The organism is Snodgrassella sp. W6238H11, from assembly GCF_016100525.1.
In the GTDB taxonomy this organism is placed as follows: Bacteria; Pseudomonadota; Gammaproteobacteria; order Burkholderiales; family Neisseriaceae; genus Snodgrassella; species Snodgrassella alvi.
The window spans coordinates 302,074-323,351 of sequence record NZ_JACFSH010000002.1; the positions used below are offsets into that span (position 1 = coordinate 302,074).

Genomic DNA, 21,278 nt, shown 5'->3' on the forward strand with positions numbered 1-21,278 from the left:
TCTAGGCATGATAGCACTATTATGGTAGCTGAGAAGTGGGTAGGTGATAATAATTTATAAAGAAATTAAAGCTTTATTCAGCTAGTTCTACCCCACGGTTAGCCAATTCATCAACTTTTCTTTAGTATGCAGCTTTTATTACAGGTCTGATGATGAACTGATTGTTTGATTATCAAATTATCGGAAGATAAACCTGCTGCTCCTGATATGGTTGAAATGAATGGCAAAATGTAATGTTACCTTAAACATTTAAATACAAAAAAATCCAAATAATTATTATTTGGATTTTTTCTTAATAGAAATAATTTTTAACAAATAAGAAAATTGAAATAACTATTTAATTTCTATTACAGTGGAATTTGAATCGGAATTTTCTTTTAGAAAAAAATCTCTGGCAGCATTCCCAATAAGATTTGTTGTAACTCCATCAAATGTTGCACCTACTAATCCACCTACAAAGGGGACAGCTTTTGTCAAATTTATTACTCCTGTCTTTCCAGCTTTAGTAATGAGTCTAAATCCGATAGCTTTATTAATATTATTAATAATATCTCTAGTTATGTATTTTTGTATCATCGTCACAGTACATTTTTCCGCAAATGTTACGCCTGCTTGTTTTAAAACTTCTACAGTATTATTTCCTGCAAGACAAGCAATACATAATGTTCTTACTTGATCGTCCCTTAATTCACGTCCACTTATGCAAGCTATAGCAGCAATCATTCTTAATTGTATATATATACTTGAAATTAAATTGGCTGGTATTGAAACAGGCAGTGTTGTTATACCTCCTAAATTTGTAATAAATCCTCCTGTTGCTGCTTTAGCATTTTGCCATCTTATAAGACTATTAATAGCTTCTAATTTATTTTTGTTGTTTGATTGTAAGTATTCTTCAGCTAAAGCCTCTGCACTTCCTAGACCACCAACTCCATTAACTGCCTTATTATATGCCCATATAAGTATTTCTGGCATTTGTTTTTGTAAATCTTCGTCCTTATTAATAATAGAATTATCCATCAAAATCTCCCTTATTGAAGTAGAAATTTTATTTTAAAATAATATTATTTAAATTTACAAATAAAAAATTTATTTAAATAAATAGATTTGTATACCTTTATTAGCCAGTTCATCAGCTTTTTCATTTCCCGGATGTCCGGCATGACCTTTAACCCAGTGCCAGTGCACCTGATGCTTACTTACTTCGCTGTCCAGTGCCTGCCACAGTTCAGCATTTTTTACCGGCTGTTTTGAGGCAGTTTTCCAGCCGCTTGCTTTCCAGTTATGAATCCATTCCTGCATGCCGTTTTTAACATATTGTGAATCTGTGTAGATGTTAACAATACACGGGCGTTTTAATGCTGCAAGTCCTTGAATTACAGCTGTGAGCTCCATGCGGTTATTGGTGGTATTAGCCTCTCCGCCGAAAAGCTCTTTACTGTGGCTGCCGGATTGTAAAAATGCCCCCCAGCCACCTACGCCGGGATTGCCTTTGCAGGCACCGTCGGTATACAGAGTAACTTCACTCATATTCATAATTGATTTAAAAATGCTTACTATATCACGTATGCACAGGTAAAACTTTTCCGGGATTCAGGATACCTTCAGGGTCGAGGCTGTGTTTTTGTGCCTGCATCCATTTGATTTCTGCATTACTGCGAACACGTGGCAGCCACTGATTTTTTAACTGACCAATGCCATGTTCGGCAGCTATACTGCCATGGTAGTTTAATACCTGTTCATATACGACTTTATTGATGTTTTCTTCATATTGATAAACATCATTATTCATTATATCAGCAATAAAAACGTTGTAATGCAGACTGCCATCACCGAGATGGCCGAATAAAATGGTCTTGGTTTGCGGAAAGGTTTTAATCAGTTGTTGCTGGCAGTTTTCGACAAAGTCGGCAACATGTTCTATCGGAACGACAATATCATGCTTAATACTGGCTCCGAGACTGCGTTGTGCAGCAGATATGTTTTCACGCAAACTCCATAAATGCTGACGTTCTGTTTCAGACTGGGCAATAACTGTATTAAGCCAGTTGCCCTGTTCCAGTACGCTGATTAAGGGATCGGTTAAATTTTGTGCCGGCAGGCTATCGCTCAGTTCTACCAGAATATGCCAGCTCGCATGAGTTGGTTCGCGTAACTGTCTATAGCTGGCTGACAAACTCAGAGCCGCCTGACTGATCAGTTCAAAGCTGGACAGGCGCTCGGCAAAGTGATTTTTCAGTGCGGCTAACAGACTGGTAGCAGAGTGAATATTGTCTACGCCAATCCATGCTGTTAATACACTTTGCGGCGGAGCAAACAGTTTTAGTGTGGCTGCGGTAATAATCGCCAGTGTGCCTTCACTGCCAATGATTTGCTGACGCATTTCATAGCCACTGGTGTTTTTATGCAGTGGATATAGGTGACTGACCAGTTCGCCATCAGACAGGACATATTCCAGACCCAGTACCAGATCACGCATTGTGCCATAACGCACTACATTCAGACCGCCGGCATTACAGGCAATATTTCCGCCTATCTGACAGGAGCCTTCACTGGCCAGACTCAGGGGAAAATAGCGATTGGCAGTTTGAGCGATTTTCTGTACTTCAGCGAGTATCATGCCGGCTTCTACAGTAATGGTGTTGTCAGCCAGATTGAGTTTGCGTATGCGGTTAAGTTTACTTAACGACAGGATAATTCCTTTACCGGCAACAGAAGCATGCGGTGTAGCACCGCCGCACAAGCCGGTATTTCCGCCTTGCGGAGTAACAGGAATATGCTGCTGATGGCAATAGCGCATAATTTCCTGTACAGCGCTGACAGTATGCGGTTGTAATACTGCAAAAGCCTGTCCATGATAACGGCCGCGCTGGTCGGTACAAAATGGTTCGATAAGCTGATTCTCAGTGAGGATTTCATCAGGCGTAAGGATTTGCTGAAACCGGGCTAGATGAATGGTGTGAGGCATGGCTGTTAACCCTGTAGACACAATAAGCTGATTGTACGGTAATTAAAAATTGCGGGGCGGTAAATATACGCTATCGCTGAACGTTTACAGTACAATATGGTTATTCAGTAATATTAGTAAGGATAGGGCATGTATTTTGTTGATCGCAGTGCTGTTGTGCTGAAACCTGCTCAGGCTTTTCTCGACTGGCTGAAAAGTACCAGTGATGATTTGCCTGAGTTAACTTTGTCACAGCTACAGAGTAATTGTACTACATTGCTGGTACCGGAATTTGAAACTCCGGAACAGGTCATTGGTTATATTGGTGAACGCTTTAATCTGATTTTTGAGGCAGAGCTGTCTGCATGGGAGGTTGAGCGTAAGCTGTGGCCGGTATTGGATATTGATCAGTTCTGGAATTTTTTTACAGTAGAAGTACATGATATGGTACTGGATCTGGTAGATACAGATATACATATATCTCCGGTATATGGTGAAGAACAGGTTTAGTATCTGATGATGGCGTGTGTTGTGCGGCTGAAGCCATCCCGATGTGCTTTTTATCTGGCGGTGATTATGCATGTACTGACACTAGTGGCTATTGTGTTCTACAGCACAGGCTGGTTGTGTCTGGTATGGCTGCTGGCATGGTTATTATCTGCATTATGGGCAGGTTATGGCTTGCGGCAAGGCAGAATCAAAAAAATTGAAATCAGCTCACAGGGGCAGGCTTCACTGCTATTTGCACAGGGCAAAGCTGCTGTACCGGCTAAACTGTGTTGCAGAGGTATTGTTATCAGAGCAAATATGATGGCTTTACACTGGCAAACTTCGCGCGGCCGCGTATACCAGCTTTTGCTACCGGATATGACCGATGCGCAGGCATGGCGAAGATTACAAGTATGGGTACGCTGGTGTCAGCCAAACAATACACAATCGGTTTTGAGGCAATCAATCTTGAATAAGGTAATCCGCAGGCTCAGGCTGAAGGATAAGAATTAGAATAATGGCAGAAAAATTTCATGCAACTGGTTTGTCCTCATGGCTGCAACATCTGGAAAATGGTGTGGCCGGCGGCGAAATTGAAATGGGGCTGGCTAGGGTAGGTGCTGTTCGTGACCGGATGGGTTTAAAGCCGGTATGTCCGCTGATTGTTGTTGGCGGAACCAATGGTAAGGGTTCGGTGTGCGCTTATCTGACACAGATTTATCATGAAGCCGGTTATCGGGTTGGTACCTTAACCAGTCCGCATTTGTTACGTTTTAATGAACGTATTGCAATTAATGGTGAAGCTGTTGCTGATGATCTGATTGTCAGTGCGTTTGAGCATATAGAGACAGCACGGGCTGAGATACCGTTAACCTATTTTGAGTTTAATACGCTGGCTGCCGTAGATGTATTTATACGTCAGCAGGTAGACGTAATGATATTGGAAGTAGGGCTGGGCGGGCGGCTGGATGCTGTCAATATATTTGATGCCGATGTGGCAGTGATTACCAGTGTTGATTTGGATCATGAGGCATTTCTTGGTGATACAGTAGAAAAAGTGGCATTTGAAAAAGCAGGCATTATGCGTGCTGGAAAGCCTGTAATTTGTGCTCAGATTCCTGTATCGCACAGTCTGTCATCGCATGCGGCAGAGGTAGGAGCAGATTTACTTTTGTTTGGCCGAGATTTTGATTGCCATAAGATGGAAATGCAGCAGTGGTCGTATCGTTTTCATCCACAAGAAAGTAGTTTATATACAGGTGAACATGCCCGTCATGCTTTACCGATACCAGTATTGCGCGGTAATTTTCAGCTTAGTAACGCGGCTTGTGCATTAACTGTGCTGGAATGTTTGTCTGAACGTTTGCCTCTGGATATTGGTGCAATTAAACGCGGCTTGTTGCGCGTACGCCATCCGGGAAGATTTCAGGTGTTGCCCGGACGACCGGTTACGGTACTGGATGTGGGGCATAACCCTCATGCAGCAAGGGCATTGCGCAGCAGTTTAATTGCTTTACCCTATGCAGAAAAACGCATGGCTGTATTCAGTATGCTGGCTGATAAAGACATTGATGCGGTTTTGGAAATTATTAAAGATCAGTTTGATTGCTGGTTGATAGCTCCGCTTGCTTTGCCGCGCGGTATGACTGTACAGGCTTTACAAGAAAAATTTATTCAGCATAATATTACTGCTGTGACAGCTTATCCTGATGTTAAGAAAGCTTATCAGGCTGCTTTATCAGAGGCCGGTGAGAATGATAGAATTGTTGTATTTGGTTCGTTTCATACAGTAGCAGAAATAATAGATTTATCTTCAAGGTAAATTCTGAAAATAGAAACGATAAGGTCAGAGGAGTTAGTGATTAATGAATGCACAGGAAAATTATGAACAGCTGAAACGGCGCAACAGGCGCCGTTTGGTAGGTGCATTAATTATGGTAGTCATTGCTGCTATATTGCTGGTTATTATGCTGAGCCGTCGCACGCCTCAGTCTGTACCGGCACCGCAGCTTGAAGTCAGAACTGCTTCGTCAGAAACAGCTTCCGGCACAGCAGGTATGGTGTCTCAGGCGAGTGTTGTGGCGCAGGCACAATCTGCTTCAGCTATAGTACTGGAACCGGTAACGGCGGCAAGGTCATCTTCGGTGAATACAACTGTCGGTTCGGGTAATGCATCTGCGGTATCTGAACATAAACAGGAAAACAGTATATCTAGACCTGTAATGCGTGAAGAAACAACACATCCTAAACCTGTCTTGCCAGCTAAAATAAATAATACACCAGTACCGCCAGAGCGGCGGCCAAATGATACTGATTCAGCAGGTATCAAACCGTCTTCTGAAAGAAAGTTTGTTGAAAAAAATAACAGACAACAAGTACATAGTGAAGCAGTACCAGTTGTTAAACCAAAACCGGTTATTAACAGAACTCCGGTAGAAACAACAGAAAAAACTAAACAGGTTCCTGTTAATACGGCAAGCAGTAACCGCCCTAAAACTGAACCTGTAACAGTAAAGCCGGCAAATAAAACACCAGCCAGTACAGTTGATACTACACCTGTAGTAAAAAACAGAAGTGAAGTTGCTAATACAGACAAAAAACCTGTGTCTGCAACACCTAAACCAATAAATAAAAATCCAGTACCCGTAAAACCGGCGGCGACAGCAAAACCGGCAAATAATACGGCAGGCGGTAAACTGACACCGCAGCAGATATTGGAAAATAAAGCAGCCGGTACGGTGTCTAAAAATTCTGCTTCCGGTCAGAATCGAGGCAATGCTACCAGTAGCAATAATAAACCGTCTTTGGAACGGACTGTAATTCAGATTGGTGCCTATACCACTGAGGCGCAGGCTAATCTGGTACAGCAAAGGCTGGCTGTTGCCGGTGTCACTACCAGTATCAGTAAAAGTCAGACTAGTAAAGGCACACTGTATCGGGTACGCAGCCAGGTTTATAATAATCGCAGTCAGGCTTTGCAAAATCTGGATAAAGTGCATGCTGCAGGACTGGACGGACTGGTAATTGGTTTATAGGAAGTTGGTATTGCATGACCCTTTTTGATGTGCTGGCTCTCGGTCTGATATTGTTAACAACCCTGGTTGCTATGATGCGCGGGCTGGTGGGCGAAATAGCTTCACTGTTATGCTGGGTGGTTGCATTTGTCGGAGCCAAGTTGCTGGCCGCACCTGTGGCTGATATGGCTTTTACGACTATGCAGCCACGGGCACTGGCTGTTTCATTATCATATGTGATGGTATTCGGTGTGTTATGGATTATTCAGCGTCTGATGCGCACAGTGATTACTTCAGCATTGAAATCGATCGGGCTTGGCGGAGTTAATCGTATGCTGGGCGCCTGTTTCGGTGCGATTAAAGGAATTATTATTGTCACTTTAGTGGTGCTGATATGTTCTTTTACTGATTTGCCGAAATCTCCTGTGTGGCGGGATTCATTTACAGCAGGCATGTTTGAAAGGCTGGCGATGGTGGCGGTGCCTTATCTGCCGTCTTTTCTTGCTGATAAGCTGAATTCACCATCGGTATAACAGCATGAACATAAGTAACCGAATACAACGCGCGTTTTTAATAACAAAAAACGCGCGTATTTATTTGTCTTGAATGGAGAAAGTAATGTGTGGTGTATTGGGTATTGTGGCACATGAACCGGTAAATCAACTTTTATATGATGGTTTACAGATGCTGCAACATCGCGGACAGGATGCTGCCGGAATTGTTACCGCTGAGGGTAATATGTTTCACATGCATAAAGGTCGCGGTATGGTACGTGATGTATTCCGTACCCGTAATATGCGTGAACTGATAGGTAATGTTGGTATTGCTCATGTCCGTTACCCGACAGCCGGAAATGCCAATTGCAGTGCTGAAGCGCAACCTTTTTATGTAAATTCCCCTTTCGGAATTGTGCTGGCACATAATGGTAATCTGACCAATACCGAGGAGTTATTTAAAAATGTCTGTTTTACTGAATTACGCCATGTAAATACCCGCTCTGATTCTGAAGTGCTACTTAATGTATTGGCACGAGAGCTGGAAAACCAGGTTGGGAATCGTACTGCACTGGCTTTATCGGATATTTTTGCCGCTGTGGCCGCACTGCATAAACGAGTGCATGGTGCGTATGGTGTGGTGGCATTAATTGCCGGTTATGGTTTACTGGCTTTTCGTGATCCACTTGGTATCCGGCCTCTGTGTCTGGGTAAAAGGGAAGAGAACGGTCATACAGATTATGTCGTTGCTTCTGAATCTGTAGTTTTCCCTAGTTTGGATTATGAGCTGGTAAGGGATGTGGCACCCGGTGAAGCTATTTTTATCAGTAATGAAGGCCAGTTATTTTCACAGCAGTGCGCACAGGCCCCTCATCTGATGCCCTGTCTGTTTGAATATGTATACTTTGCCCGCCCGGACTCTGTAATCGACGGAGTATCGGTATATCAGGCTCGTCTGAATATGGGGGTAACACTGGCAGAAAAGGTAAAACGGACACTGGATTTAGCAGACATTGATGTAATTATGCCTGTACCGGACACCAGCCGTCCCAGTGCTATGGAGCTGGCTTTGCATTTGAATAAGCCTTACCGGGAAGGACTATTTAAAAATCGTTATATCGGCCGGACATTTATTATGCCCGGGCAGGCTGTGCGTAAAAAATCTGTGCGGCAAAAGCTTAATCCGATGAATTATGAGTTTAGCGGTAAAAAAGTTCTGTTGGTAGATGATTCTATTGTACGTGGTACAACCAGCCGGGAAATTGTGGATATGGTGCGTGAAGCAGGAGCGATAAAAGTTTACTTTGCTTCCGCCGCACCGGCTGTATTGTTTCCGAATGTTTATGGTATTGATATGCCAACCCGGGAAGAATTGATTTCATACCGGCGTAATGCAGAGCAGGTGGCTGCGGAAATTGGTGCCGATGGTGTTGTATTTCAGGATTTGGATGATTTGAAAGAGGTAGTTTTAAAGCTGAATCCGCAAATTGAAGGTTTTGACAGTTCTTGCTTTGACGGCCGTTATATTACGGGCGATGTTGATGAAGCTTATCTGCAACATCTTTCTGAGAATAAAAATGCATTAGCCACTTCTTTTGTGGTTCCCAGTTTGATTGAACACAGTGTCAGTGTGCAGGAAGATGAGGATGAAGAAGAATAAACTGATATTTTAAATTCTGCGGCGAATCGGATAAATAACAGAATTACTGAATGTTCGATTTTTCAATGGATTTAAAGAGATAATCATTTTGTAAACAGACAGTAATCAATAAAGCAGCCTTAATGGCTGCTTTATTTAGTAGGGCAGATTTAATTAAAGCTTTTATCTGCTCGGCAGTATTTAATAATCAATAATAACTTTCATAGCTTTTTCATCTGCTGCATGCTTAAAGACATCATAAGCTTTTTCCAGTTCATTAAAGTGGAAGTGGTGAGTAGCCAGCTTTTCCATCGGCAGTTTGCCTGAGCAACAGGTTTTCAGCAACATGCCGGTAGTGTTGGCATTAACCAGACCTGTGGTAATGGTAAGATTTTTAATCCAGAGTTTTTCCAGCTCAAAGTTGACTGATTGCCCATGTACACCTACGTTAGCCAAGTGTCCGCCTTCTTTTACCACGCGCTGACAGATATTCCATGTGGCTTCAAGCCCTACAGCTTCCATAGCGCAGTCTACTCCGCGGCCGCCGGTGTACTCCAGAACACGCGCCACCGCGTCTTCACTGGCAGAATTAATGATTTGCGTGGCACCCAGCTCTTTTGCCATATGCAGGCGGTTATCATCCATATCAATCATGATAATCTGGGAGGGAGAATATAATTGTGCGGTTAATAGGCAACTCATTCCTACCGGGCCGGCACCAACAATGGCTACTGTATCGCCGGGTTTAACATCACCATATTGCACGCCGATTTCATGTGCAGTAGGTAAGGCATCTGACAACAAAACGGCCACATCTTCATTTAAATTTGCCGGTAATCGGTAAAGTGAATTATCTGCAAAGGGAGTACGTACGTATTCAGCCTGAGTACCATCAATCATGTAGCCCATAATCCAGCCGCCACCACTCTGGCAATGTGCATAAAGCTGTTTCTGACAGTTTTCACAAGTACCGCAGCGGCTGACACAGGAAATAATGACTTTATCGCCTTTTTTAAAGTTTTTAACCGCACTGCCTGTTTCTTCAATAATACCAATCCCTTCATGCCCGAGAATGCGACCGTTGAATTGACCGTCTTTTTGAATGGCGGTTTGTTCAATTTCCGGATTTTTTCCTTTCCAGATACCCAGATCGGTACCGCAAATAGTTGTCCGGGTTAAACGAATGATTGCATCAGTTGGTTCGATAATAACTGGTTTAGCCCGTTCTTCAAAACGAATATCACCTGCTCCGTAGTACACCATTGCTTTCATGTTGTTTACTCCATAAACTATTGAAAAATAATCCAGATATCTTTCTGGAAACCTCTTGATATGATTGTAGTGCAAAGAGATTCATACCACAATTTACCTGAGTATTTTCTTTAAAAGGTTTGTCGGAATATTAATTTGCCTCAAGTTTGAGCGATTTATTGCTATAAAGATAAATAGAATTATGTCATAATAGATAGTTTGAAATAATAATAAATATAAAGTTCAAACATACACTACTGGCTGGAAAAGCAGTCTGAAAAAATCCGCAGACTAACTACGGATTTTTATGTTAAATCACTAAATTATTAAATTATTTTTTTCGATACGGGTTTGCCATCCAAACCTTCCATCATGTCGGATAATTCGTCTGCATGATCTTCTTCTTCAGCAAGAATATGTTCGAGTATGCGTTTAGTAGTGGTGTCATAATCGCTGACATACATAATGGCCTGCCGGTAAAGATCAATCACAATACGTTCTGCAATCAAATCTGACTCTACCATATCCCGTAAAGTTTCTCCCTCAATATATTCTGTCGGTGAACGCTGAATAAACACATCCGGATTCAAATCCGGTTCACCGCCAAGCTGGGTGATACGTTCAGCCAGCATAGCTGCATGTTTTTGTTCTTGCTCTGCATGTTCCATAAATTCTTCTTTAACGGCATCCATAAACAGGCCGGTTGCCATGTAGTAATGTCGCAGATAACGCAGTACACATACCCATTCTGAAGCCAAAGCTATATTAAGCAGTTCGATTACCCGTTCTACATCCAGCTCATAAGTAGAAGTAATCGGTCCGTCTTCATAATTTTTGCGTGCATTTTCCCTTAATTCTTCAGTGGTGCTGAATTTAATATCTCTTTTTAGCGGTTTGCGTTTGTTCATGCTTATCTCCTTATTTATCTAAACAAGTTACGGTTTGTTGCCTTGTGTTCCTTTTATAACGGTAACTGATTGTATAAGTTGTTGTCTATGAAAGTATTTTTAATATAAGTAATAATTAGCTGAATTTAATCGCATATTGTTTATTTAAATTTTTTCTTCTAAATATTTAATATATCAAGTCAAATATAATTAATTTATAAAGCATATATTTATGTTTTATGAGTAAAAAATTTAAAAAATATTATTCTTTATGCGTAAAAATCCTATTTTTTTTAATGAGATACTGCTTTAATGCCTTTCAGAGCAAGTATTTCGCCGGTTTAAATCAATAATGTAAATTAAGCTATAAATTATTTATTTGGTATATTTATTTATAATTTACCAATCTGAAATTAAATACATAATAGTACGGAATATTAAAATAGATAAAAAAAATCTTATTTAGTTAATAAATATATAGACAAGTAAATCAGTAATTTAGACCATGTATCATGCCTGAATGCTAAACCCGAACTGAATAAGCAAATCAATGTTCATTAAGGTTATCAAGAAATATTAATAAAAATGAAATTTAAATTTTTATATTTATTTTTCAAATTAAGATAAAGGAACAGCCAGTATGAAACATTCAGCTTTAATGCTTAAATCCATAGTGATTGCTGTTTCATTTGCTTTAACGGCATGTGGTGGCGGTGGCAGTGGTGTTCATTCTAATTCTACGGAAACTGGCGGTAAACCGGGCGGAACCGATCCCGGTACCGGAAACCAGACACCGGGAGACGGAGAAAATACACCGAATGTGCCTTCACCCGTTAATCCTCCTCCGGTTACTCCTCCTCCGGTTAATCCTTCACCAGTTAATCCAGATCCAGACAAACATGAGCCGGTTGATCCGACTCCGATAGATCCGGCTGATAATATTCCTGTTCCTTCATCCAATCCGTCGAGAATGGACAGTACCGAATCAGCAATAAAAGTTCCGTTGAGTAAAAACCAGTATCCCCGCAGTGTATACGGTGAGGATAATACACAGGCTAACCTGCTAAATCTGAAAGATGCACGGGATCAGGAGCTGGATGGTAAGGGGGTGAAGGTCGGTATTGTTGATTTGCCAATCGATGTTAATCATCCGGCTTTACCTGACAATGTTGTTGATCTGGGACAGTTCGGGACACCTTATAACGGTAAAGTTTACCCGCATGGTGATGCGGTAGCTTTAAATATTGCCGGTAAAGATGTCAGGGGTAAAAAAATCGGAATTGCTCCGGAGGTGCAAATTTATTCAGCCAGTGCAACAGATAGCCGCGGGCCGGGATTAATCAATTTACTGGCTACCATAAATTCGTTTAATGCGCTTGATAAGGCTGGCGTGAAAATCGTCAATAACAGTTATGGCGCTAATTATTATAGTAATAAGCAATGGTATACTAATATAGCTAAAGCTTATTTAAATGCAGATAATCCTGCTGATAAATCTGCATCCTATATTGGTCGTTTTGTTTCACTGGTTCAGGATGATATGCTGTTTATCTGGGCAGCTGCCAATGACGGGCAAAGTCAGCCCAGTATTGAATCGTTATTTCCTTTAATTGAACCTGAATTGCAGAAAGGCTGGATTGTTGTTGCTGGTGTAGATAGCGACAATACAATTGAAAAGTTTTCCAACAGATGCGGCGATGCTAAAAATTGGTGTATGGTGGCTTATTATCAGTATCAGATTGCTAATTTATACGCAAAGCCCGGCGATGATATTAATGCATTGCCACTAACCAGTATCACAGGCACTTCATTTTCGGCTCCCCAGGTTACTGCCGCTGCGGCACTGGTTAAACAAAAATATCCCTGGATGACCAATAATAATTTGCGAACCACACTACTGACTACGGCCACTGACCTGGGCGCTAAAGGTGTAGATTCGGTATATGGCTGGGGACTGCTGAATATTGGTAAGGCGGTTAACGGACCGGCACAATTTGCCTTCGGTGATTTCTCAGCAAATGTAACCGACGGCAGCTATGTATTCAGTAATGATATCAGCGGGCAAGGCGGGCTAATCAAAGACGGTACCGGAACACTGATATTGCAGGGTAATCATACTTATCAGGGTAAAACGCAGATTAATTCTGGTACGCTGGCCGTAAATGGCAGTAGTCAGTCTGCAACGCAAATTGGTAAAGATGCTGCTTATCTGGTTAAAGGCTTCACTGGTTCAGTAGATAATGCAGGTACTTTTATTAGTCGGGATGCCACTGTTAATGGTAGTTTTAACCAGACGGCAGCGGGTACTTTTCAGACCAGCCTTGGTAGCCGAACTACTGTCAATGGTACTGCCAGTCTGGCTGGCAGATTATATTTCGATGCGCTTAAAGCCGGTTTTGTGCCACAGACAGGGATAAAAGTAGCTGTTATTAATGCACAAAAACGCTTGGGTGAATTTGACTCAACTGAATTTTCCGGCGGAATTCTGCTAGATGGTAAAACGGTTTACGATGATAATAATGTAGATTTTGATATTACCCGTATTCCTGCACAAAAAGCTGTTATGAATAATGGTCTGTTAACTCGCAGTATTGCTGATCCGGCAATAGAGTCTGCTGCCAAAGCTGTGGATACGGCTTTCAGCCAGCTGGATGGTATACCCGCAGCGGACCAATATAGTGAACAGGATAAAGAATTATTCGATGGTGCGGCCAGAATTCAGAATGTACAGTCCGCTCAGAGTTTAAGGCGGTCGTTATATTCTTTATCCGGTGCGGTTTACAGTAACGCTAATATGGTCAGCACTCTAACATTAGGAAAACTGAATAGTGACTTTATGTCATCAATTCAGAATAACTCTGATGAGGTTAATGTGATTATGGAATTTAATCATTCACAGAATCGCTGGAACCCCACTGTTGTTAGAGGAAAACAGAATACTAATAGCGGTATATTCGGTATCAGTAAAAAATTTGGTAACGGATTATCTGCAGCGCTGGCCTATACTTTTCAAAATACCGGCTGGAATGAACAATATGGCAATGCTGATATTAAAACCAATGGTTTAATTGCTGGTTCATTTTATGCGCCAAACCGATGGAACGGTGTCTACATATCCGGCAGCTTTGGATACAACCGTTTTTCCAATGATGTCAACCGGCGAATATGGCTGGGTGAGTCGTCAGAAGCTACAGGAGCGAAAGCTAAAGGTAACGTATGGCAACTGGCTTTTAAAGGAGGTAAAGCATTTTATCTGAATCAATTGATTCTGACACCGCAGCTAGGTCTGAGATATGATTATTTGCAACAGAATCATTTTAGCGAAGAGGGGGCAAGCGGTTATGGTTTATATGCCCGAAAGCTTAATAAAGGCGTTGTAGCTGGTTCGGCCAGTATTCTTACTCAATATCGTTTTGGTATACGGGATACTGTGTTTGATATTTTCGGACTGCTGGGTATTGAGCATGATTTTCGCGACAGAGAATATGCAATGCGCGGAGGTTTTGCCGGAATACACGGAAATGAACGTTCCGGTAAATGGGCTTCAGCAAAAACACGCTGGAATGCTGCTGTAGGTGGAAATGTACAGATCAGCCATAATCTAAAAGCAGGTATTCAGTATCAGTATGAAAATGGCAGCCACTGGCACAGTAATTCAGGAATGGCAAACTTAAAAATCACTTTCTGATTATGATAAGTAGTAAAACGGATAATCAACCGGATTTCAGGCTAACTAAAATTCTTTTTTAAGAAATTAAAATTTTAATTTAACAGAATGCTGTCTGACTTGAGGATTTATTGTCGATGTTAAGTTAACAAATAAATGTATAATGTAATGGCTAAAATGAAAAAATCAGGCGTTAAAAAAAATTTATATAGTGGTAAGTAAAACATCAGTAATTATAAATTTATTTTTACCGGATTAATCCTATGATTATTAAAATAAATACTAAAGCCTTTTATGCTTTTATTATGACACTTCCAATATTGATTATAGTAATTGGTATTGATGCTTATAATATTTATATAAATAGAATAACAGTTTCTCTGATAATTCTGAATATTATAACTATTTTCTATCCGATATTTAAAATCAAGGATGAATTTGAAAAAATAGGAGGATTTGGCAATTATATTATTGAAATTACTTCTGAGTGCCTGACAAAAGAAAAAAAAGGAAATAAGACATGCTTTGAATGGCAGGATTTTTATTCAGTAATTAAATTTCACAATAGAATTTATTTGTATTTAAAGAGAAAAAACTCTATCAGATCATATAGACGTTTAATATATTTGGATAGAAAAGACTTTAGCAGTAAAGATGAGTTTGATGCCTGCTTCGAAAATTGTAATACCTATATAAAAAAGCAAAAGTATAAAAATTTGATTAATTTGTAAAAAAACCACAAATAATTTACTTAAAATTAACAGTTATTTATGAGGAAATTTTTTTATTCTGTTTTTTAATGAAGTGAGAAAAATAGAATAGATAAAAAAGAATAAAATTTTAGTAATGTAAATTGATTTCTGACTATATATAAAAAAAGAACCCGGCATTTAAAAATTTATAAGCCGGAATGTAGGAGAAAAGCTTATAAACAAAATGACCGGGTCAGGGAAATAAATAGCTTAGATATTCAGATATTAATAATATCAGTCAAATTAATTTATGTCTACAAATATTTTCTTATTATTACTGAAATATACAAAATATTTTGAATATAGTTTTGATATATATATAAATATTTTTAAAACTGTGTTATGAATGATGTTAAATCAGAAATTAATGTAATGTCTAATATTGTAAATTACTGATTTTTATTTTAATTTTTTTATATAAGCCGACTTATTAATATGTGCTGGGAAATAGCTTTTAGTGTCAAGAAGCTGGTTGAAGCAGGAAATAAAAACTTTACCAGATATATCATTAGGTATTTATTTGCATAATAAGCTGAATGCCAGACATAAATTTATTCAAATAAGGTTAGCTATGCTTTTTTATTGCTGTTTTAATGAGTATGTAGCTATTTTTTATATTTTTTAATATTTTAGGGTAATTGTAAGATATTGAGTATTTAAATTTATTTTGGCTATACTGATTGGATTATGCAATATTGGTTTATAAGGGAATTTTGCGAATATGGCTATTTTATCTGGAGCCAGAACAGTCCGGAAGGTGGCCTGTGATCATCGTCAGAGTATTCTGGCATTTAGCACAGGTAAGAATGCTGTTGCTGCGTATCTGGCAATCAGGGATAGTTTTACTGAGATTTATCCCTATTATTTGTATCTGGTGCCCGAGCTGGAATTTGTAGAAGAACAGCTTGATCTATATGAACGCCAGTTTAATTTCAAAATTACCCGTTTGCCGCATCCTGCACTGTATCAGATGCTCAGTGCACATGTTTTTCAGCCACCATCTAATATATCTGTGATTGATAAGGCAAATTTGGTGAATTTTGATTTTGCCGATATCCGCCGGATGATGTGCAGAAAATTTAATTTACCGTCCAATACACCGGTAGCGAATGGTACCAGAGTGGAACATAGTTCCAAACAGCGCCTGAGTATGCAGAGACACGGATCGATTGTGAAAAGTCAGAGTCAGTATTATCCAGTATGGGACTGGAAAAAAGGGGATTTGCTCCGCTGTTTTAAGCAGCATAACATCAGGCTGGGAAGTGATTACAGGGTGTTTGGCTGCTCATTTGATAGTCTGGATTTACGTTTTTTGTTACCTGTTAAAGAACTCTATCCGAAGGATTACCGAAAAATTCTGGAGTATTTTCCGCTGTGTGATTTAGAAATTTATCGCTGGGAATGTGCTAATGGAAAAAGATAAAACAATGAAAATTAAAGTATCTGCACAATCTGTTTATAACAGAGGAAGGCAGAGAGGTAAATCCGAACCAGTTTCATGTTCAAAGCATGCTGACAGGAATACAGATGCAGATGCATTAGAACAGATGAGAGAGCTGAAAGAAGAATTTCAACAGGTTAAAAAAAATCCTGCGCAGCTCAGACAAAGGGTGACTGACAGTGAATACTGGTGTGCTGTCTGTTTTCAGACCTATGAACAGTTGATGGTTTTTCTTGGTGAAATAACAGTACCGGTTTTTGAAAATAAGTATATTGACGGGCAGTTACTGGCACAGAAAATGGGTATTGAACTACCCCCTGGCGAAGTGAGATTTCGTTTGCCCGGTTATATTGATAAAGATTTCCAGGAGTTAGCAGAAAAAGAGAAATAGAAATCTGTGCATATAACTGCCGTTGGAACCGGATAACAGCTCTGTTTTTCTGAACAGAGCTGTTTTATTGAGTACATTTATACAATAGCCGTGCGTTTATCCCATTCTTTGCTCAGACGTTTTGCTGAAACCGGATAGGGTGTTTTCAGCTCCTGAGCAAACAGGGAGACGCGAAGTTCTTCCAGCATCCACCGGAATTCGGCAATGGCAGCAGGTACTGGCTGATTTTGTTGCCGGTATTGCTGTACTTTTTTTTGCCAGGTATCAGTAAGTTCCTGAATGTCGTTTTCCCGTGCATTATCACGTGCCGGATTACTGCCGTATTTATCCATACGTCTGAGCATGGCTTGCAGATAAACCGGCAGGCGCGGCCACTGCTGCCATGGTGTGGCACTGGCAAAACCCGGATAAACCAGACTGTTCAGATGCTCACGCAGAAGCGGGGTTAACGGGTGTTTACCCAGATGGCTGCTGACTTCAGTATAAGCCTGCGCTGTTTGCAGGGCATATTGATTAACAGCTTCTTTAACTGCCGGTAAACGGCTGCGGGCACGTTTTATCTGTTCTTTAAAAGCTCTTTCATCACGCGGCAGTTCATCTTCACCTATCAGAGCCCGATCCAGAACGGCATGAGTCAGGTCTTCACGCAAAGTATCAGTACCCAGGTGTTTAAGCAGCATGGCGATTTGAGTGAAGTCGGGCAGACCTTTATTCAGGTCTTTAACCTGTTCTTTCAGTTGCAGACTCATCAGAGCAAGTACGCCGCTGCGGTGTGCCTGTTCGGCAGCCGCCGCTGTATCAAACAGCCTCAGGGAAATACTGCCGTTTTTTTGCAGTTGCAGGCCGAGATAGCCGGTAAGCTGTTGCTGAGCTCGGGCAAATTTGATGCTTTCCGGTAGTTTACCTATATCCCAGCTGGTAATGTTATCTCGCTCAAACTCATTGCTGTTGTCACGGAAAGTAACTGCAGCCGCCTGTCCGAGCTGCTGTTGAAGGCTGATAAGATCACGACCGCTGGCCAGTTCTGTGCCGCTGTCATCAATCACCTGAATATTGAAATAACAATGTGCCGGCAGTTGCTGGGTTTGCCAGTGTTCGACGTCTATCTGGTTAAGCAGACGCATGTCTCCGGCCTGACGGGCAATGGCATGTGCCAGCTGAGGCAGTAAAGGCGCATTGATATCGGGATGATTGCTGAGAAATGTAGTGATGAAATCAGGTACAGGCACGCAGATCCGGCGAATTTGTTTGGGTAAAGCTTTTATCAGTAACTGCAGCTTTTCTCGAATCATGCCGGGAACCAGCCATTCCAGTCTGGATGCATTGATGCGGTTAAGCAGTGGCAGAGGCACAGCTATAGTGACACCGTCAAACGGATGATGGGGTTCGAAACGGTAGCTGAGCGCACAGCGACCGTCTGTAGTATCAAGGTATTCCGGAAACTGGCTTTCAGTAACATTACTGGCTGCATGTTGCATCAGGTCGTCACGGCTCAGATACAATAGTTTCGGATTTTCTGCCTCAGCCTGTTTACGCCACATTTCAAAGGTACGGATATCAGCCAGCGGCAGAATACGACCTTTGTTTTCTACATTTGCCGGCAGACGCTGGTCGTAGAAACTGAACAGTGCTTCTTCATCTACCAGTACATCCTGCCGGCGTGATTTATGTTCCAGTTCGGTGATTTCTTCGATCAGTTGATGGTTATGCCGGAAAAAAGCTGCTTTAAGATCGCATTCCTGCGCTACCAGTGCACTGCGAATAAAGATTTCGCGTGCTTCTTTGGCATTGATGCGCCCATAGGCAACCGGGCGGCGGGGCAAAACAGTGAGACCGTAAAGAGTGATGCGTTCACTGGCCACCACTTCACCGCGTTTCTGTTCCCAGTGGGGTTCAAAATAATGATAGCGCAGAAGATGAGGTACTTCGCTTTCAATCCATTCCGGTTCAATCTTGCCGACATCACGGGCATATAGTCGTGAGGTCTCGGTTAGCTCAGCAGCAATAATCCATTTAGGCTTACTTTTAAACAGAGCGGATGCCGGAAAAAGGTGAAAATGAATTCCTCGTGCACCGGTATAGTCGTGGCCTTCGGGGCTTTTCAGTCCGACATTGGCTATTAGTCCGGTCAGCAGAGCACGGTGAATTTGTTCGTAGCTGGCTTCTTTTACCTGTTGCCGTTGCTGACGCTGCTGCCGGCGGACGATTTGCTGCCGTTTGAGTTTTGCGGATAAATCCTGATCACTATTGTCAGTTATGGCTGGCTGGGAATGATTGTCCGGTAATTGCCGGTAAGCTCCGGCCTTATCGGTAAGTTCCATATCTATGGCAATTTGTGCCAGCTGGTGATGCAGCTCGCGCCATTCGCGCATACGCAGATGAGAAAGAAAATATTGATGACACCACTGCACCATCTGACGATTGGATAACCCTTTGTCACGTTCGCGCTGATAGGAATCCCAGATATTCAGATAGGCGAGAAAATCCGACTGCTTATCGTTAAAACGTTCATGTGCTTTGGCAGCAGCTTCACGAGCTTCCATTGGTCGTTCACGCGGATCCTGAATCGACAGCGCAGCCACAATAACCAGCATTTCGGCAACGCATTGCAAGCGTTTCCCCGCCAGCAGCATGCGGCTAATACGCGGGTCTACTGGCAGACGTGCCATTTGCTCACCAAGTTTGCTTAGCTGATTATGTTCATTTACTGCGCCCAGTTCGAGCAATACCTGATAGCCGTCATTGATATAGCGCTGGTTAGGTGCTTCGAGAAAGGGGAATGCATTAACATCGCCGAGTTTCAGGCTGATCATGCGCAGGATTACAGCCGCCAGATTACTGCGGATAATTTCCGGATCTGTAAAGGCAGGGCGCTGATTAAAATCTTGTTCGCTGTAGAGGCGTATACAGATACCGGCGGCAACGCGACCGCAACGGCCGGCGCGCTGATGAGCCGCAGCCTGACTGATAGGTTCGATATGCAGTTGTTCGACTTTAGCCCGGGCTGAATAGCGCTTTACCCGTGCCAGTCCGGTATCGATAACATAACGGATACCGGGTACGGTGAGTGAGGTCTCGGCAACATTGGTAGCCAGTACGATACGCCGCTGACGACTATTGGGATGAAAGATTTTATGCTGTTCGGCTGCTGACAGGCGTGCAAATAGAGGCAGAATCTCATCATTGCGACGCAAAGGTGATTGCTGTAATGCATGTGCTGCTTCGCGAATTTCTCTTTCACCCGGCAGAAAAATCAGAATATCACCTTCACCTTCTCGTGCCAGCTCATCTGCGGCATCGACAATGGCATCATTGATTTCTATTTCAGCTTCGTCTGCATCTGTGGTGTGCAACGGACGGTAACGTACTTCTACGGGATAGGTACGTCCGGATACTTCAATCACCGGTGCTGCTACACCGTTCTGTGTGAAATGTTTACTAAAACGTTCGGCATCAATCGTAGCTGAGGTAATGATGACTTTCAGGTCCGGGCGCCGTGGCAGCAGTTGTTTGAGATAACCAAGCAGAAAATCAATGTTCAGGCTGCGTTCATGCGCTTCATCAATGATGATGGTATCGTAAGCACTGAGAAAGCGGTCAGTCTGGCTTTCTGCCAGCAAAATGCCGTCAGTCATCAGCTTGATGTAGCTTTCCGGCGCGGTTTTGTCATTGAAGCGCACTTTATAGCCGACATGCTGTCCGATCCGGCTATGCAGTTCTTCAGCAATTCGTTCAGCTACTGAGCGTGCGGCCAGCCGCCTTGGCTGAGTGTGACCAATCAGTCCGGCTACACCTCGGCCTAGCTCAAGACAGATTTTCGGTAACTGGGTGGTTTTACCGGAACCGGTTTCACCACAAACGATTACGACCTGATGCTGACTGATTGCCTGCTTGATTTCTTCGCGTCTTTCATGCACAGGCAAAGTGTTATCGTATTCGGGTACAGGCAGTCCGGCCAGACGTTGCAGATAAGCCTGATGAGAGCGCTGGTAACGGCTGTTTACTTTTTCCTCGCCACCGAAACGGGCAGGATTTTTACAGGCTCGATACAGGTAATAGCGGTCTTTACTCAGGATTTGGTTAAGTTCGTATACAGACATGGCACAGAGATTGCCGGAAAATTAGTAGTGTGTGTATTATACCAAATCTGCCAAAACTGCTTTTTTACAGGCATTCCATGGCAGATTTATATCTCAGAATCAGATAAGGATATAGATGAATAACCAGATAATAAGAATACAGATTTTTGATTGCTATGCGGAATAATTATTAAGTCTGGGCAGGAAAGCAGCAGGAAAATTATTTT

The 21,278-nt window shown here is 41.9% G+C and carries 16 protein-coding genes; 10 read left to right on the forward strand and 6 right to left on the reverse strand.

Going from position 1 to position 21,278, the window contains the following annotated elements:
- Nucleotides 1–333: 333 nt before the first annotated feature.
- The 3 genes from H3V00_RS04865 to H3V00_RS04875 all read right to left on the reverse strand — a co-directional run bounded on the left by H3V00_RS04865 (nt 334) and on the right by H3V00_RS04875 (nt 2,968).
- Nucleotides 334–1,020, reverse strand: a complete 687-nt coding sequence (locus tag H3V00_RS04865; RefSeq protein WP_198206919.1) for an EcsC family protein — start codon at nt 1,018–1,020, stop codon at nt 334–336.
- Between the two features lie 69 nt (nt 1,021–1,089).
- A complete protein-coding gene (gene rnhA, locus H3V00_RS04870) occupies nt 1,090–1,530 on the reverse strand; it encodes a ribonuclease HI (protein ID WP_198206918.1) in 441 nt (146 codons plus the stop codon).
- 31 nt (nt 1,531–1,561) lie between these two features.
- Entirely contained in the window at nt 1,562–2,968 is a 1,407-nt protein-coding gene (locus tag H3V00_RS04875; RefSeq protein WP_198206917.1) for an FAD-binding oxidoreductase, read from the reverse strand.
- A gap of 129 nt (nt 2,969–3,097) precedes the next feature.
- On the opposite strand from H3V00_RS04875, the gene H3V00_RS04880 reads away from it, so the two are divergent.
- The 6 genes from H3V00_RS04880 to purF all read left to right on the forward strand — a co-directional run bounded on the left by H3V00_RS04880 (nt 3,098) and on the right by purF (nt 8,604).
- Complete coding sequence (locus H3V00_RS04880) at nt 3,098–3,457, forward strand: hypothetical protein (RefSeq protein ID WP_078475149.1); 360 nt, start codon at nt 3,098–3,100, stop codon at nt 3,455–3,457.
- A 6-nt stretch (nt 3,458–3,463) separates the two neighbouring features.
- On the forward strand, nt 3,464–3,949 hold the full coding sequence (locus tag H3V00_RS04885; RefSeq protein ID WP_198206916.1) for a protein YgfX: 486 nt from the start codon (nt 3,464–3,466) through the stop codon (nt 3,947–3,949).
- A gap of 4 nt (nt 3,950–3,953) precedes the next feature.
- Complete coding sequence (gene folC / locus H3V00_RS04890) at nt 3,954–5,258, forward strand: bifunctional tetrahydrofolate synthase/dihydrofolate synthase (RefSeq protein ID WP_198206915.1); 1,305 nt, start codon at nt 3,954–3,956, stop codon at nt 5,256–5,258.
- Between the two features lie 43 nt (nt 5,259–5,301).
- Nucleotides 5,302–6,471 carry an SPOR domain-containing protein gene (locus tag H3V00_RS04895; protein WP_198206914.1) on the forward strand — a complete coding sequence of 390 codons (1,170 nt, stop codon included), beginning with the start codon at nt 5,302–5,304 and terminating at the stop codon, nt 6,469–6,471.
- A gap of 14 nt (nt 6,472–6,485) precedes the next feature.
- On the forward strand, nt 6,486–6,983 hold the full coding sequence (locus tag H3V00_RS04900; RefSeq protein WP_025331135.1) for a CvpA family protein: 498 nt from the start codon (nt 6,486–6,488) through the stop codon (nt 6,981–6,983).
- A gap of 85 nt (nt 6,984–7,068) precedes the next feature.
- The gene (purF, locus tag H3V00_RS04905) at nt 7,069–8,604 is read left to right on the forward strand and encodes an amidophosphoribosyltransferase (protein ID WP_198206913.1); all 1,536 of its coding nucleotides are present in this window, start codon (nt 7,069–7,071) and stop codon (nt 8,602–8,604) included.
- Nucleotides 8,605–8,784: 180 nt separating this feature from the next.
- Here the strand turns inward: purF and H3V00_RS04910 are convergent, their stop codons facing one another.
- Nucleotides 8,785–9,855, reverse strand: a complete 1,071-nt coding sequence (locus tag H3V00_RS04910; protein WP_084552987.1) for a zinc-dependent alcohol dehydrogenase family protein — start codon at nt 9,853–9,855, stop codon at nt 8,785–8,787.
- A gap of 305 nt (nt 9,856–10,160) precedes the next feature.
- Nucleotides 10,161–10,742 carry a bacterioferritin gene (locus tag H3V00_RS04915; RefSeq protein WP_025331132.1) on the reverse strand — a complete coding sequence of 194 codons (582 nt, stop codon included), beginning with the start codon at nt 10,740–10,742 and terminating at the stop codon, nt 10,161–10,163.
- A 619-nt stretch (nt 10,743–11,361) separates the two neighbouring features.
- Between H3V00_RS04915 and H3V00_RS04920 the strand changes: the two genes are divergently transcribed.
- The 4 genes from H3V00_RS04920 (at nt 11,362) to H3V00_RS04935 (ending at nt 16,972) form a co-directional block, all read left to right on the forward strand.
- Nucleotides 11,362–14,409, forward strand: coding sequence for a S8 family serine peptidase (locus H3V00_RS04920; RefSeq protein ID WP_198206912.1), 3,048 nt, complete (start codon nt 11,362–11,364; stop codon nt 14,407–14,409).
- A 242-nt stretch (nt 14,410–14,651) separates the two neighbouring features.
- The gene (locus H3V00_RS04925; RefSeq protein ID WP_198206911.1) at nt 14,652–15,119 is read left to right on the forward strand and encodes a YcxB family protein; all 468 of its coding nucleotides are present in this window, start codon (nt 14,652–14,654) and stop codon (nt 15,117–15,119) included.
- A gap of 742 nt (nt 15,120–15,861) precedes the next feature.
- On the forward strand, nt 15,862–16,563 hold the full coding sequence (locus tag H3V00_RS04930; protein WP_096765590.1) for a phosphoadenosine phosphosulfate reductase: 702 nt from the start codon (nt 15,862–15,864) through the stop codon (nt 16,561–16,563).
- Nucleotides 16,550–16,972: a hypothetical protein gene (locus tag H3V00_RS04935; RefSeq protein ID WP_198206910.1), complete on the forward strand. Its 423-nt coding sequence runs from the start codon at nt 16,550–16,552 to the stop codon at nt 16,970–16,972. The genes H3V00_RS04930 and H3V00_RS04935 overlap by 14 nt, the downstream gene beginning before the upstream one ends.
- A gap of 77 nt (nt 16,973–17,049) precedes the next feature.
- Here H3V00_RS04935 and hrpA read toward each other — a convergent pair whose 3' ends face one another.
- On the reverse strand, nt 17,050–21,072 hold the full coding sequence (gene hrpA, locus H3V00_RS04940) for an ATP-dependent RNA helicase HrpA (protein WP_198206909.1): 4,023 nt from the start codon (nt 21,070–21,072) through the stop codon (nt 17,050–17,052).
- Between the last annotated feature and the right edge of the window lie 206 nt (nt 21,073–21,278).

Excerpts from the sequence above, each read along its gene's own strand:
- H3V00_RS04930 (WP_096765590.1), top strand. The coding sequence starts at position 15,862 with ATGGCTATTTTATCTGGAGCCAGAACAGTCCGGAAGGTGGCCTGTGAT.
- H3V00_RS04920 (WP_198206912.1), top strand. The coding sequence starts at position 11,362 with ATGAAACATTCAGCTTTAATGCTTAAATCCATAGTGATTGCTGTTTCA.
- rnhA (WP_198206918.1), bottom strand. The coding sequence starts at position 1,530 with ATGAGTGAAGTTACTCTGTATACCGACGGTGCCTGCAAAGGCAATCCC.
- H3V00_RS04910 (WP_084552987.1), bottom strand. The coding sequence starts at position 9,855 with ATGAAAGCAATGGTGTACTACGGAGCAGGTGATATTCGTTTTGAAGAA.
- H3V00_RS04880 (WP_078475149.1), top strand. The coding sequence starts at position 3,098 with ATGTATTTTGTTGATCGCAGTGCTGTTGTGCTGAAACCTGCTCAGGCT.
- H3V00_RS04915 (WP_025331132.1), bottom strand. The coding sequence starts at position 10,742 with ATGAACAAACGCAAACCGCTAAAAAGAGATATTAAATTCAGCACCACT.
- hrpA (WP_198206909.1), bottom strand. The coding sequence starts at position 21,072 with ATGTCTGTATACGAACTTAACCAAATCCTGAGTAAAGACCGCTATTAC.
- H3V00_RS04885 (WP_198206916.1), top strand. The coding sequence starts at position 3,464 with ATGATGGCGTGTGTTGTGCGGCTGAAGCCATCCCGATGTGCTTTTTAT.
- H3V00_RS04865 (WP_198206919.1), bottom strand. The coding sequence starts at position 1,020 with ATGGATAATTCTATTATTAATAAGGACGAAGATTTACAAAAACAAATG.
- H3V00_RS04875 (WP_198206917.1), bottom strand. The coding sequence starts at position 2,968 with ATGCCTCACACCATTCATCTAGCCCGGTTTCAGCAAATCCTTACGCCT.
- H3V00_RS04895 (WP_198206914.1), top strand. The coding sequence starts at position 5,302 with ATGAATGCACAGGAAAATTATGAACAGCTGAAACGGCGCAACAGGCGC.
- folC (WP_198206915.1), top strand. The coding sequence starts at position 3,954 with ATGGCAGAAAAATTTCATGCAACTGGTTTGTCCTCATGGCTGCAACAT.
- purF (WP_198206913.1), top strand. The coding sequence starts at position 7,069 with ATGTGTGGTGTATTGGGTATTGTGGCACATGAACCGGTAAATCAACTT.
- H3V00_RS04900 (WP_025331135.1), top strand. The coding sequence starts at position 6,486 with ATGACCCTTTTTGATGTGCTGGCTCTCGGTCTGATATTGTTAACAACC.
- H3V00_RS04935 (WP_198206910.1), top strand. The coding sequence starts at position 16,550 with ATGGAAAAAGATAAAACAATGAAAATTAAAGTATCTGCACAATCTGTT.
- H3V00_RS04925 (WP_198206911.1), top strand. The coding sequence starts at position 14,652 with ATGATTATTAAAATAAATACTAAAGCCTTTTATGCTTTTATTATGACA.